At 72.0% G+C, this 12,462-nt stretch carries 13 protein-coding genes and 1 rRNA gene; 11 read left to right on the forward strand and 3 right to left on the reverse strand.

Features of this window, described 5'->3' with window-relative positions; genetic code table 11:
• The 10 genes from rrf to P3H78_RS25045 form a co-directional block, all read left to right on the forward strand.
• A 5S ribosomal RNA gene (rrf, locus tag P3H78_RS25000) occupies positions 1-82 on the forward strand; the annotation flags it as partial.
• Positions 83-142: 60 nt separating this feature from the next.
• Positions 143-787 carry an HAD family hydrolase gene (locus P3H78_RS25005; RefSeq protein WP_276111403.1) on the forward strand — a complete coding sequence of 215 codons (645 nt, stop codon included), beginning with the start codon at positions 143-145 and terminating at the stop codon, positions 785-787.
• A 93-nt stretch (positions 788-880) separates the two neighbouring features.
• Positions 881-1,657, forward strand: coding sequence for a VC0807 family protein (locus P3H78_RS25010; RefSeq protein WP_276111404.1), 777 nt, complete (start codon positions 881-883; stop codon positions 1,655-1,657).
• Positions 1,658-1,723: 66 nt separating this feature from the next.
• Positions 1,724-2,941 (forward strand): MFS transporter, encoded by a 1,218-nt coding sequence (locus tag P3H78_RS25015; protein ID WP_276111405.1) that lies wholly within the window; start codon positions 1,724-1,726, stop codon positions 2,939-2,941.
• Positions 2,892-4,064 (forward strand): acetoin utilization protein AcuC, encoded by a 1,173-nt coding sequence (locus P3H78_RS25020; RefSeq protein WP_276111406.1) that lies wholly within the window; start codon positions 2,892-2,894, stop codon positions 4,062-4,064. The genes P3H78_RS25015 and P3H78_RS25020 overlap by 50 nt, the downstream gene beginning before the upstream one ends.
• 132 nt (positions 4,065-4,196) lie before the next feature.
• Positions 4,197-5,039, forward strand: a complete 843-nt coding sequence (locus P3H78_RS25025; RefSeq protein ID WP_438828040.1) for a phosphatase — start codon at positions 4,197-4,199, stop codon at positions 5,037-5,039.
• A gap of 129 nt (positions 5,040-5,168) precedes the next feature.
• Positions 5,169-5,381: a helix-turn-helix domain-containing protein gene (locus P3H78_RS25030; protein ID WP_004984898.1), complete on the forward strand. Its 213-nt coding sequence runs from the start codon at positions 5,169-5,171 to the stop codon at positions 5,379-5,381.
• Positions 5,382-5,536: 155 nt separating this feature from the next.
• Positions 5,537-5,635, forward strand: coding sequence for a 30S ribosomal protein bS22 (locus P3H78_RS25035; protein WP_003948845.1), 99 nt, complete (start codon positions 5,537-5,539; stop codon positions 5,633-5,635).
• Positions 5,636-5,857: 222 nt separating this feature from the next.
• Positions 5,858-6,919 carry an NAD-dependent epimerase/dehydratase family protein gene (locus P3H78_RS25040; RefSeq protein ID WP_276111408.1) on the forward strand — a complete coding sequence of 354 codons (1,062 nt, stop codon included), beginning with the start codon at positions 5,858-5,860 and terminating at the stop codon, positions 6,917-6,919.
• 14 nt (positions 6,920-6,933) lie between these two features.
• Entirely contained in the window at positions 6,934-7,989 is a 1,056-nt protein-coding gene (locus tag P3H78_RS25045; RefSeq protein WP_276111409.1) for a lysophospholipid acyltransferase family protein, read from the forward strand.
• A 103-nt stretch (positions 7,990-8,092) separates the two neighbouring features.
• Here P3H78_RS25045 and P3H78_RS25050 read toward each other — a convergent pair whose 3' ends face one another.
• From P3H78_RS25050 to P3H78_RS25060, 3 genes are all read right to left on the reverse strand, one after another.
• Positions 8,093-9,337: a DUF5667 domain-containing protein gene (locus P3H78_RS25050; protein WP_276111410.1), complete on the reverse strand. Its 1,245-nt coding sequence runs from the start codon at positions 9,335-9,337 to the stop codon at positions 8,093-8,095.
• 234 nt (positions 9,338-9,571) lie between these two features.
• Positions 9,572-10,396: an ECF subfamily RNA polymerase sigma factor, BldN family gene (locus P3H78_RS25055; RefSeq protein ID WP_276111411.1), complete on the reverse strand. Its 825-nt coding sequence runs from the start codon at positions 10,394-10,396 to the stop codon at positions 9,572-9,574.
• Between the two features lie 426 nt (positions 10,397-10,822).
• Complete coding sequence (locus tag P3H78_RS25060) at positions 10,823-11,755, reverse strand: HAD family hydrolase (protein WP_276111412.1); 933 nt, start codon at positions 11,753-11,755, stop codon at positions 10,823-10,825.
• Positions 11,756-11,940: 185 nt separating this feature from the next.
• Here P3H78_RS25060 and P3H78_RS25065 point away from each other — a divergent pair, with 185 nt between their 5' ends.
• Positions 11,941-12,225, forward strand: a complete 285-nt coding sequence (locus tag P3H78_RS25065; RefSeq protein WP_276111413.1) for a glutaredoxin family protein — start codon at positions 11,941-11,943, stop codon at positions 12,223-12,225.
• The last annotated feature ends 237 nt before the right edge of the window (positions 12,226-12,462 follow it).

Here is a 12,462-nt window from a genome sequence, read left to right on the forward strand (position 1 = left end):
CATTTCGAACCCGGAAGCTAAGCCTTACAGCGCCGATGGTACTGCAGGGGGGACCCTGTGGGAGAGTAGGACGCCGCCGAACTAATGTTGGGGAAAACCCCGCACCGTATGGTGCGGGGTTTTCTGCGTTTAGGGTTGGATCATGCGCTACGACCTGGTGATCTTCGACAACGACGGTGTGCTCGTCGACAGCGAGCCCATCTCCAACCGGCTGCTCGCCGCACACCTCACCGAGCTGGGGCACCCCACCTCGTACGAGGACTCCATACGGGACTACATGGGCTCGGCCATGCACCGCATCCACGAACTGGTCCTGGAGCGCACGGGCGAGCGGCTGCCGGACGACTTCGACGACGTCTTCCACGCACGCGTCTTCGCCGCCTTCGAGCGGGAGCTGAAGCCCGTGGCCGGCGTCGCCGGTGTGCTGGAGAAGCTGGCGGCGGACGGAACGCCGTACTGCGTGGCCTCCTCGGGCAGTCATGAGCGGATCCGGGTGGGGCACCGGACGACCGGGCTCGACCGGTGGTTCGACGAGGAGCGGGTCTTCAGCTCGCAGGACGTCGGCCGGGGCAAGCCGGCGCCCGACCTCTTCCTGTACGCGGCCGAGCGCATGGGGGTGGCACCCGCGCGATGCGTCGTCGTGGAGGACTCCCCGCTGGGCGTCCGGGCCGCCGTCGCGGCCGGCATGGACGTCCTCGGGTTCACCGCGATGACGCCCCCGGAGCGGCTCACCGGAGCCACCCGACTCTTCGGCGAATTCGGCGAGTTGACGGCTCTGCTGGCATGACGCGGACCATCGCGCGGGCACTGACAATTGTCATGCGGAGCTCCGGACGATCGTTTCTACCGCCGGTAGGGGCCCGACCGCGAAGCTGAAGGCATGACGACGAACCCGGGCACCAGCCAGAGCCACAGCAAGCTGAAGAACCTCGCGCCGCTGCTCATCGACGTCGCGGTGCCCATCGGCGGCTACTACGTGCTGAAGGACGGCCTCGGCACCAGCACCCTCGCCGCCCTCGGCTGGAGCAGCGTCGTGCCGGCCGCCCGGACCGTGTGGAGCGCGGTGAAGGAGCGCAGCGTCAACGGGCTGGCCGCTCTGATCCTGTTCGTGAACGTCGTCGGCCTCCTGCTGAGCCTCGTCTCCGGCGACCCGCGGCTGATGCTCGCCAAGGACAGCGGGGTGAGCAGCGCCATCGGCATCGGCATCCTGGTGTCCGTGGCCCTCGGCAAGCCGATGATGACCGTCGGCATGAAGCCGTGGCTGGTGAAGGGCATGGCGAGTCGTGAGGCCGCCTGGGAGCGGCTGGTCCGGGGGTCCGAGGCGTTCCGCCGGGCGGAGCGGCGCTTCTCGGTGGTGTGGGGCGTGGTGCTGCTCGCCGAGTGCGTGGTGCGGGCCGTGGGCGCCTTCACGCTGCCCGTCGACACGATGGTGTGGCTGGGCACGGTCGTCATGGTCGCGGCGATGTCCCTCGGGTTCCTCGTCAGCGGTGCGGTGGCGGCCGGCCCGATGGCCCGCATGCTCATCGCCGAGGCGCAGGCCGGCGAGGCGCCGCAGCAGCCCGGGACCACGACGACGATCACGGCGGCGACCGCGACGACGGCCACGGCGGTGACCGCCCCGGCGGCGCCCCTCCCCAGCACCGCCTCCGCCCGCTGAAGGTGAGAAGAATTCATCTTCGGCCGTGTCTACCCACAGGTAGTGCGGGGCCCTACGCTCGCCGCCATGACAGACGTGGTGCGGCGGGGCAGGGCCTCGTTGGCGTTCGGCTTCTTCGCGCAGGGCGCCGCCTTCGCCCTCCTGGTGACACGGATCCCGGCGATCCAGGACCGGTACGGCATCTCCGACGCGCTGCTGCCCGCCTTCCTCGCGGCCGTGCCGATCCTCGCGGGGGTCGGCAGCGTCACCACCGAGCGGCTGGTGCGACGGATCCGGCCCAGCCGGCTGCTGCGCTGGTCGCAGCCGCTGGTGCTGCTGGCACTGCTCGGGGTCGGCGCCGGCGACCGGCTCGTGGCGCTGGCCGCCTCGCTCGCCGTCTTCGGACTCGCCGTGGGTGCGCTGGACGCGTCGATGAACATGCTCGGCGTGAGCCTCCAGCGGACGGTCGGGCGCAGCATCATGCTCGGCTTCCACGCCGCCTACAGCCTGGGCGGGATCGTGGGCGCCTCGCTGGCCTGGGCGGGGGCGCACTGGCACCTGTCGCTGTTCGTGTCCTACCTGCCGGTCGTGCTGGTGCTGCTGCCGGCGACGCTCGTGGGCAGCCGCTGGTACGTCGACGGGTCCGGCGCCGCCGCGGCCGACGGGACGGGCCCGGGCGGGGAGCAGGCGGTCGTCTTCCGGCTGCTGCTGCCGCTGTGCCTGGTGATGACGTTCGCGTACATCGGCGACTCCACGGTCTCCAACTGGAGCGCGAAGTACCTCCAGGACGTGCTCGGCAGCTCGGAGCAGCTCGCGACGGTGCCGTACAACGTCTACATGATCACCACGCTGCTCGGCCGTGCCGTCGGCGACCTCGGGGTGCGGCGGTTCGGGGCGGTGGCGGTGGTGCGGCTGGGGGCGCTGGTCGCGGCCGGCGGCTTCGCCGTGGTCTCCGTGGCGCCGGGCGCCTGGGTGGGGATGCTCGGCTTCACCCTGCTCGGACTCGGGCTGTGCGTGCTGGTGCCGCAGACGTTCGCCGCGGCGGGCCGGCTGTTCCCGGGTGCGTCGGACGCGGCCGTGGCGCGGCTGAACATCTTCAACTACGTCGGCTTCCTGGTGGGTTCGCCGCTCGTGGGCGCGCTCGGGGACGCCTGGAGCTACCGCGGGGCGATGCTGGTGCCGATGGCGCTGGTGCTGGTGACCTTGGTGTATGCCCGGTCGTTCGCGCCGCGGGCCGACCGATACGGTGGCGGTCATGAGCGGCCGCGCACAGCTGATGTGGGACGAGGCAGTAACGGGCTATGACTTCGGCCCGGACCATCCGATGGACCCGGTCCGGCTGGCGCTGACCCGGAAACTGGTCGAGGCCCTCGGAGTCGACCGCGGGACGGACGTCGTCGCGGCCCGGCAGGCCGGTGACTCGACGCTGCGGCTGGTGCACCGCGAGGACTACATCGAGGCGGTGAAGGCCGCGTCGGCGGCCCCGGACGCCTGCGACGGGTCGTACGGGCTCGGGACGCTCGACGATCCCGCCTTCGCCGGGATGCACGAGGTCTCGGCCCTGATCGCCGGGCAGTCGGTGGGGGCGGCGGAGGCCGTGTGGCGGGGGGACGCGCTGCACGCGGTGAACTTCGCGGGCGGCCTGCACCACGCGATGCCGGGCAGCGCCTCGGGCTTCTGCGTCTACAACGACGCGGCGCTCGCGATCGCCCGGCTGCTGGAACTGGGCGCGGAGCGGGTCGCGTACGTCGACGTCGACGTGCACCACGGCGACGGGGTCCAGGCCGCGTTCTGGGAGGACCCGCGGGTGCTCACCGTCTCGCTGCACGAGCATCCCCGCACGCTGTTCCCGCAGACCGGATGGCCGGAGGAGACCGGGGCGCCGTCGGCGGAGGGCTCGGCGGTGAACCTGGCGCTGCCCGCGGGGACCGGGGACGCGGGCTGGCTGCGGGCCTTCCACGCGGTGGTGCCGGAACTGCTCGCCGACTTCCGGCCGCAGGTGCTGGTGACGCAGCACGGGGCCGACACGCACTTCGAGGACCCGCTGGCGCACCTGGCGGTGTCGCTGGACGCGCAGCGGGCCGTGCAGGCGGCCTGCCACGACCTGGCGCACGAGCACGCCGGCGGGCGCTGGGTGGCGCTGGGCGGGGGCGGGTACGCGGTGGTGGAGGTCGTGCCGCGGTCGTGGACGCACCTGGTGGGCATCGCGGCGGGCCGTCCGGTGGACCCGGAGACGGTGATCCCGGAGAGCTGGCGGCAGGAAGTGTTCGCGCGGACGCGGCAGTTGGGGCCGATGCGGATGACGGACGGACGGTGGCCGGTCGCCTGGGCGGACTGGGAGTCCGGCTACGACCCGGCGGACCGGCTGGACCAGGCGATCCTCGCCACCCGCCGCGCCGTCTTCCCGCTGCGCGGCCTGCTGGCCTGACCCCCCGACCGAGGCGGCCGGAGGCGGCCGCGAAGAGCATGCGCCCGGGGACTTCTCCGCAGGGGCGTCCGAGTGCCGGACGGTGGCTGCTTACGCCGACTGTGCGGTGTTTCCCGGGTTCTCGTGACGTTCATGCCGGGAGTCGGTCACCATCGCAGCGTGGGGAGCACCGCGGCGCTGCGCGCCCATCTGGTGGCGGTCCGGCTGGCCGGGACCGTGGCCACGACGCGGGAGCGGAGCCTGCGGAGCTACCGGTTGTTCGCCGCCCGCGATCCGCGCGCCCTGATCGGAATCGATCCGGAACGCGCTTGGGACCATGGCGATCTGATCGCGTTGATGGCCGAGAAGTGCGGGGTCTCGGCCGACCCCGGTCACATCTCCGGTCATGATGTGATTGACCCGGAGCTGACCCTGGCCGCCCTCGACTCCTTCGCGGACCGGATCGGCGCGGTCGCCCGGCGCGGCGCACCCGTGCTCCTGGGAACCGGCCACCCGCACCGGCTGCTGGGTTTCTACGCCTCCTTGGCCGATGCCCTGTCGTCGTCCGGCTGTACTGTCCTCACCCCCGCGCAGGGTCGCCGTGTCGACATAACGACCCGGTTCGGTCTACGCACGCACCGTCTCGACTACGCCCGGGGCGTCGCCTTCGTCCGGCCCGCCGACGGCGGGCGCCCCGGTGGTGGGCCCGGCGCGCACAGCCACTCGCCGCTCCCGGTTCGCCTCGCGCTGGCCGCGGCCGCGGAGGCCGGCGGCCCGCTGCCCCAGCTGGTGGTCGGGGATCACGGCTGGGTCTGCGGAGCAGGTCAACTGGGGTTCGAGGCCGTCGGCCTGGCCGACACCGACGACCCGGCGCTCTTCGTGGGCGAGGCCGAGGGGCGGATCCGGGTGGCCGTTCCGCTTGATGACGCGGTGCGGCCGGACTACTACCGTCCGCTCATCCGCTACGTACTCAATCGAGCGTGTCTGTCACAGTAGGCCTGCGATGGGTGCACCTCTTCCCCACTCGCATCATCCGCCCCTAGTCTGGGGAGTGAGCACGCAACGACGAAGAGTCACCGGAAGGGGAAGCCGGTGACCGTCGAGTGCGGAAGGTTCAGGTGTGTCATGGCTGCAGCTGGCGAGAGGCCTCTGAACGAGGTTCAGTTCCTGACCGTGGCGGAGGTCGCCTCGGTGATGCGAGTGTCGAAGATGACCGTGTACCGGCTGGTGCACAGCGGTCATCTGCCCGCGATCCGGGTGGGACGGTCGTTCCGTGTCCCGGAGCAAGCGGTTCACGAGTACCTTCGCGAGAGTTACGTGGGGGTGGAAACCGCCTGACATCGGCCGGCGGGGTCCCGCTCAGGGCACCTGGGACCCCCGCCGTTCCCCTCGATTACGAACCTCGGCACTCGGGCGGGTAGGCTAGCCCCTCGTAGGTCGTGTGGGCCCATGGCGCCCAAACACCGAGTGATGAGAAGTGAGCGAGGGTAGTCGTGGGCTCTGTTATCAAGAAGCGGCGCAAGCGGATGGCCAAGAAGAAGCACCGCAAGCTGCTCAAGCGCACCCGCGTCCAGCGTCGCAACAAGAAGTGACGTCGGCCGCTACGAGGTAGCGCGACACTGCGCAAGCGTGTCTGTGGCCCCCCACCGCAATCGGTGGGGGGCCACGTGCGTGTGCGGGGCCGCATGTGTTCGCACGTACGTGCGGGCGGTCACGTCGCGCATCGGGCGGTCATCACAGCGCAACATCGACCCGATAGGTTGGCCGTACACGGGGAACGCGGGATACAGGGTCCTGGAAGGAAGGCGCTGATCTTGGGACAGGTCGTGCTCGTGACGGGAGTGGCCCGGCAGCTGGCGGGCCGGTTCGTGCGGCGGATCCAGCGCGACCCGGAGGTGGACCGGGTCGTCGCCGTGGACGCCGTACCGCCCGAGCACCATCTGGGCGGCGCCGAGTTCGTCCAGGCGGACATCCGGCAGCCCACCATCGCCCGTGTGCTCGCGGAGAGTTCCGCCGACACGGTCGTCCACATGGACGTGACCGGCACCCCGCTGGGCAGCGGCAGCCGGGCCACGGTCAAGGAGACCAACGTCATCGGCACCATGCAGCTCCTCGGTGCCTGCCAGAAGTCCCCGGACGTGCGGCGGCTGGTGGTGAAGTCCAGCACCAACGTCTACGGGTCCGCGCCGCGGGACCCGGCCGTCTTCACCGAGACCACCCCCGCCAAGTCGCTGGCCGGCGGAGGCTTCGCCAAGGACACCGTCGAGGTCGAGGGCTACGTCCGCGGCTTCGCGCGCCGCCGGCCCGACGTCGCCGTGTGCGTCCTGCGGTTCGCGAACATCCTCGGCCCCACCGCGGACTCCCCGCTCGCCTCGTACTTCGCGCTGCCGGTCCTGCCGACCGTCTTCGGCTACGACCCGCGGCTGCAGTTCGTGCACGAGGACGACGTGATCGACGTGCTGCGGATCGCCGCGCACGATCCGCGCCGCGGCACCCTCAACAGCGGCACCTTCAACATCGCCGGGGACGGCGTGCTGCTGCTCTCCCAGTGCTCGCGGCGGCTCGGCCGCCCCACCGTCCCGCTGCTGCTGCCCGCGGTCACCTGGGCGGGCTCCCTGGTGCGTACCCTGGGCATGACGGACTTCTCACCCGAGCAGATCCGCCTGCTCACCCACGGCCGGGTCGTGGCGACGGACCAGATGCGCGAGACCCTGGGCTTCGCACCGCGCTACACGACCGCGGAGACCTTCGCGGACTTCGCCCGCAGCCGCGGACCCGGACTCCTGCCGCCGGAGGCCCTCGCGGGGGCCGTCGACCGGATCGCCGCGCTGTCCCCCGGGGGCAGCGGCCACCTCCCGACGGACAGCGCCAACTGAGGAGCGCAGCAACGATGGCGGACGCCAAGGTCATTCCGTTCGACGACGACCGCTCCCGCGGGAACCCCGCACAGCGGCCGCAGCGGCGCCGGGGCTCGGGCAGCCGGCGCGGCGCCCCGGACGCGGCGCCGGTCCGCGAGGTCCAGCCCCTGGCCGGCCGGGACGCCCCCGAGGACGACGTCCCGGCGGCCTCCGGAGAGGCGCAGCCGGGGCAGGGCGCCCGGCACGAGGGCGGACTGGAGCGCCGGATCGCCGGCGGCCTGTCCTTCCTGCGCCGCCGCCTCACCGGGGACTACGAGGTCGACGACTTCGGCTACGACGCCGAACTCACCGACCAGGTCCTGATGTCCCTGCTGCGCCCGGTCTACGAGAAGTACTTCCGGGTGGAGGTGAAGGGCGTCGAGAACATCCCCGACAAGGGCGGGGCGCTGATCGTCGCCAACCACTCCGGGACGGTCCCGCTGGACGGCCTGATGATGCAGGTCGCCGTGCACGACCACCATCCTGCGGGCCGGCACCTGCGGCTCCTCGCGGCCGACCTGGTCTTCGTGCTGCCCGTAGTCAACGAACTCGCCCGCAAGCTCGGCCACACCCTGGCCTGCTCCGAGGACGCCGAACGGCTCCTGGAGCAGGGCGAGCTGGTCGGGGTGATGCCGGAGGGTTTCAAGGGCATCGGCAAGCCCTTCAGCGAGCGCTACAAGCTCCAGCGGTTCGGCCGCGGCGGCTTCGTGTCGACCGCGCTGCGCCAGGGCACGCCGATCGTCCCCTGCTCGATCGTCGGGGCGGAGGAGATCTACCCGATGATCGGCAACGCCAAGACCGTCGCGCGGCTGCTGGGGTTCCCGTACTTCCCGATCACGCCGACCTTCCCGTGGCTCGGGCCGCTGGGTGCGATCCCGCTGCCGACGAAGTGGACCATCCAGTTCGGCGAGCCGATCGCCACGGACAGCTATCCGGCGGAGGCGGCGGAGGACCCGATGCTGATGTTCAACCTGACCGACCAGGTCCGCGAGCAGATCCAGCACACGCTGTACAAGCTGCTGGTGCAGCGGCGGTCGGTCTTCTTCTGAGCCGTCGCCGGGTCCGGTCCGTCCCCGGATCCGCGCCGCTGCGACACGACGGTGGGGGCGCCCCTGATGCCAGGGGCGCCCCCACCGTCGTGGCCGCGAGGGGTCAGTTCGTGTTCTGCCCGTCGATGCCGAGGCCGGGCAGGAGGCCCGGCAGCAGCGGCGGGATCGTCACGTCGGGACCGCTCGAGGGCGACCTGCCCGCGGACGGGGACGCGCTGTCGCCGGTCTTCGGCGGGTCGAGCAGACCACCCGTGCTGCCGCCGATCAGCCCGTCGCCCTCACTGCCGGAGCCCGCGGACCCGCTGGGGCTGCTGCTGCCGGAGGCGTGGCCGCCGGCGGTGGGGCCGCTGCCCGTGCTGGGCCGTGCCGCGTGGCCGGTGCCCGGGGCGCTGCCGGAGGGCGCGGCCGGACCGGTGCCGTGCTGCTGCCCGCCGCCGCTCGGGGTGGGGGACTGCGGAAGCAGCGACTGCAACGGCGCGACCTCTTCGTCTATGGCCGCGAACACCGACGACACCTGCTGACTGACGTCACCGAGCTGCGAGGGCAGCCGCTCGCGCAGCGCCCCCCAGACCTCGCGGTGGGACCGGGAGAAGGCGTCGAGGGCCTGGATCGGGCCGAGCGAGCCGGGGTCCCGCTCGTACGCCTCGTGCAGCAGGCGGTGGCCCTCGGCCGCGTCGTGCTGCATCCCCGACAGGGTGCGGCGGACCTCGCCGATGGACTCGTGGTCCAGTCGGCCGCTCCGGTCGCGCTCCATCAGGCGGCGGGCCTCGTTGAGCCGGGTGGAGGCCATGTCCAGATAGGCCTGGCCCTGCTGGTCCGCGCCCTCGGCCAGATACGTGAGCTTGAAATCCTCTATGCCGCGCTTGAGGCCGTACAGCGAGTCACCGGGGAGGGCGTCGGAGCTGGCGGCGGCGACCCCACCGAAGGCGCTCGCCGCCACACCCACGCTGAGCCCGCCGGCGGCCAGGCCCTTGGTCAGCCGCGTGCGCGGCCGCAGTTTCCCCAGCCCGCTCGCCCGGTGGGCGCCCCGGGCCCGGGGCGCCCGCTGCTCGGGCACCGAACGGCCCGTTGCCTCGCCTCCCACGGTGCCCGCCTGCAGCATGGCCTCCATCGCGGCCACCAGTTGGGCCCGCTGGACGACCTTGACCTCGGGGTCCAGCTCCGGCCGCGGCAGCGCGCCCAGGCCCGCGGCAAGGGCCAACAGAGGCCCCCGCTCGGTCCGTTCGGCGGCTGCCGCGGCTGGCGCCGGGCCCTCGGACTGCTCGGCCGCCGTGCCCTGGTCGGACAGCTCCTCCAGGGCCTGGGCGAAGGCGTTCGCCCGCCGGTGCGCCGATACGTTCGCGATCACTGGCGGCACCTCCTCTCGTCATGACGGTCGACTCCCCAGGGGTCCTGGCGGTTGCATGTCCGCGACCGCATCCACACGATCGGGTGATCGGGATCGGCCGGGACGTGACCACAGGGAGCCTGCATCCCGCACAACGAGCGGCTCGGCACTTGGGTTACGGACGAATGTGGATCGAGTCCGGAAGTCAACGCACAGCGACGGAACGTCAGTTGGTGGTCGCTGTGCGTGTGCGGGTCAGCGGGCGTCGTCCGGCAGGAGCCGGGCGAGGGTGCGCACGGCCCGGTACTGGAGCGTCTTGATCGCACCCTCGTTCTTCCCCATCGCCCGCGCGGTCTCCGCGACCGAGAGTCCCTGCAGGAAGCGCAGGGTCACGCACTCCTGCTGCTGGGGATTGAGCCGCCGTACGGCGTCCAGCAGGGCGGCGTTGGACAGCGACTCCAGGACGGAGTCCTCCGGGGAGCGCTCGACCTCGTTCGCGTCGAGCATCTCGCCGGTGGTGACCTCCAGCCGGAAGCGGCTGGACTTGAAGTGGTCGGCGACGAGGTTGCGGGCGATGGTGACCAGCCAGGCGCCGAAGTCGCGCCCCTGCCAGGTGAAGGTGCTGATGCGCCGCAGGGCCCGCAGGAAGGTCTCGCTGGTGAGGTCCTCGGCCGTCGCCTTGCCCCCCACCCGGTAGTAGATGTACCGGTACACCGTGTCGCTGTACTGGTCGTAGAGGCGGCCGAAGGCGTCGGCCTCGCCGGCCTGGGCCCGCTCCACGAGGTCCATCATCCGGGCGCTGTCGCTGTCCGCGGCCGGCCGGCGGACGGTGGTCCCGGCGGCCGGGCGTGCGCGTCTTCCGGCGGTGCGGCCTTCCCCCGCCCGCCGCCCCTCGACCACGGCGCTGCGCGCCGGAGCCTGCTCCATGCCGTCGGCCAGCGCGTAGTGCGGGCCCGCGGGCGCAGCGGTGGCGAATGCGGGACCGGCGTACGCGGTGGGGACGAGACCGCGCAGCAGGTCGAGGACCGTTGCGCGGAGCGTAGCCAGGCCCGAGGCGTCAACCCCGACGTGTGGGTACACGGGACTCCCAGAGGCAGAGCTTGCATCACGTGCAGTGCGGAACCGTTCACCCGTCGTAGCGACGGAGGGGTACCGGTTTGCGTCTGAGGAGAATAACGCTTCGTGCAGGCGCTGCTACACCCAGTTGCTCAAATCGTCGATTACGTCGCTTCCGTAACCGGTTGACGGTCACTCTCTTATCGCAGAGTGACCGTTTTCTGATCGATCGAGTCCGGCTTCCGTGTGACTCCCGGGCGGGTTGTGGCGGTGTACCGCCAATACAAATGGCCAGGCCAGTGCGGGGATGCGTTCGACCGGACGGCTCGGTTTCGGGTGTGCCGCGCAGGGGTGGGCCGGAGTGATCGCCGACACCGCGGCCGGAGCCGCGTGCGCGGCCCCGGCCGGGTGGTGACAGGGGGTGTCGGAGGTGCCGGTGACGCCGGGCGGCTACCGCCGGCGCCGGTGCAGGGCGATCGCGGCCGCCGTGCCGCCGGCCACCGCGCCCACCCCGGCGGCGGCCGGGATGCCGACCCGTGCCGCCTTGCGGCCGGTGCGGTAGTCGCGCAGCCGCCAGTCCATGCTGCGGGCGTGCCGGCGCAGCTTGCTGTCCGGGTTGATCGCGTACGGGTGGCCGACCAGCGACAGCATCGGGATGTCGTTGTGCGAGTCGCTGTACGCGGCGCAGCGGCCCAGGTCCAGGCCCTCGGCCGTGGCCAGGGCGCGCAGCGCCTCCGCCTTCGCCGGGCCGTGCAGCGGCTCGCCGACCAGCCGGCCGGTGTAGACGCCGCCGACCGACTCGGCGACCGTGCCGAGGGCGCCGGTCAGGCCCAGGCGGCGGGCGATCACCTGGGCGATCTCCACCGGCGCGGCCGTGACCAGCCACACCTTCTGGCCGGCGTCCAGGTGGGCCTGTGCCAGGGCGCGGGTGCCGGGCCAGATCCGCTCGGCCATGTACTCGTCGTAGATCTCCTCGCCGATGGACTGCAGCTCGGCGACGCGGTGGCCCTGCACGATGGACAGGGCCGAGTCGCGCGCCTCCTGCATGTGTTCGGGGTCCTCGACCCCGGCGAGCCGGAACCACGCCTGCTGCCAGGCGAACCGGGCGAGGTCGCGGGTCTCGAAGAACTTCCGCTTGTACAGGCCCCGTCCGAAGTGGAAGAGCGCGGCGCCCTGCATGACGGTGTTGTCCAGGTCGAAGAAGGCGGCGGCCCGGTCGTCGCCGGGCACCGGGAACGGGATCTCCTCCTCGCCCAGGGCGTCCTGGTGCTGCGGGGAGTCCTGCGAGGACTTGCGCGCTGCCTCCGCCGAGGCCTCGCCTGCCAACACGCTCCGCGCCGTGGCGGAGCGCCTACGGGGAGTGAGCCATCCGAGAGCGGCCATGGCGTGAGCATAGCCAGTCGGTTCGGCGGTTCCGGAGCCGAGAGGTTCGAAGGCTGTGAACTCTGCGCGGCCGTGTCGTTAAGGCGTGCGTGCGGACGGCGGGGCTCGGCTCCCCGGCGGCGGGTGCGGGCGCCGGTCCCGGGGTCGCGCCCGGCGGGTCCCGGGCGGCCGGCGCGGGCGCGAGAATGGCCGACATGAGCCCTCTCTTCCGCCGCAGGCCCTCCGCTCCGGGGGACCGCGTGGTCACCCTCGTCCGCAAGCCCGGCTGTCACCTGTGCGACGACGCGCAGGCCGTCGTGGAGAAGGTCTGCGCCGACCTCGGGGTCCGCTGGGAGCAGAAGGACATCACCGAGGACGCGCAGCTGCACGACCAGTACTGGGAGCAGATTCCGGTGGTGCTGATCGACGGTGCGCAGCACACGTTCTGGCGCGTCGACGAGGGGCGGCTGCGCAAGGCACTGACCGACTAGTACAAACGGCCGGAATTTCGCTTAGGATCGACGGCGTCTTGGTCTCGGGGGCGGTGATCGTAGAGGAGAGTGTGCGGTTTTGCCCCCGACAAGCAAGGAATGCGGGTGCTCCTGCGCCGGTTCCCCACCGGCGCGCGGGGGGCGCGTGACCCCGGTCACGTTGGCCGGGCAAATCGGACACCATCTTTGTGCACACGTTCACAAAGACATAGCCTGCTTTCCACGGGGCGGTCCGGG

This window comes from Streptomyces tropicalis, assembly GCF_029269835.1.
Classification (GTDB): Bacteria; Actinomycetota; Actinomycetes; order Streptomycetales; family Streptomycetaceae; genus Streptomyces; species Streptomyces tropicalis.

Coding starts and splice junctions, on each gene's coding strand:
- P3H78_RS25025 (WP_438828040.1), top strand. CDS start 4,197: ATGCCGGGAGTCGGTCACCATCGCAGCGTGGGGAGCACCGCGGCGCTG.
- P3H78_RS25030 (WP_004984898.1), top strand. CDS start 5,169: ATGGCTGCAGCTGGCGAGAGGCCTCTGAACGAGGTTCAGTTCCTGACC.
- P3H78_RS25045 (WP_276111409.1), top strand. CDS start 6,934: ATGGCGGACGCCAAGGTCATTCCGTTCGACGACGACCGCTCCCGCGGG.
- P3H78_RS25015 (WP_276111405.1), top strand. CDS start 1,724: ATGACAGACGTGGTGCGGCGGGGCAGGGCCTCGTTGGCGTTCGGCTTC.
- P3H78_RS25065 (WP_276111413.1), top strand. CDS start 11,941: ATGGCCGACATGAGCCCTCTCTTCCGCCGCAGGCCCTCCGCTCCGGGG.
- P3H78_RS25005 (WP_276111403.1), top strand. CDS start 143: ATGCGCTACGACCTGGTGATCTTCGACAACGACGGTGTGCTCGTCGAC.
- P3H78_RS25060 (WP_276111412.1), bottom strand. CDS start 11,755: ATGGCCGCTCTCGGATGGCTCACTCCCCGTAGGCGCTCCGCCACGGCG.
- P3H78_RS25010 (WP_276111404.1), top strand. CDS start 881: ATGACGACGAACCCGGGCACCAGCCAGAGCCACAGCAAGCTGAAGAAC.
- P3H78_RS25020 (WP_276111406.1), top strand. CDS start 2,892: ATGAGCGGCCGCGCACAGCTGATGTGGGACGAGGCAGTAACGGGCTAT.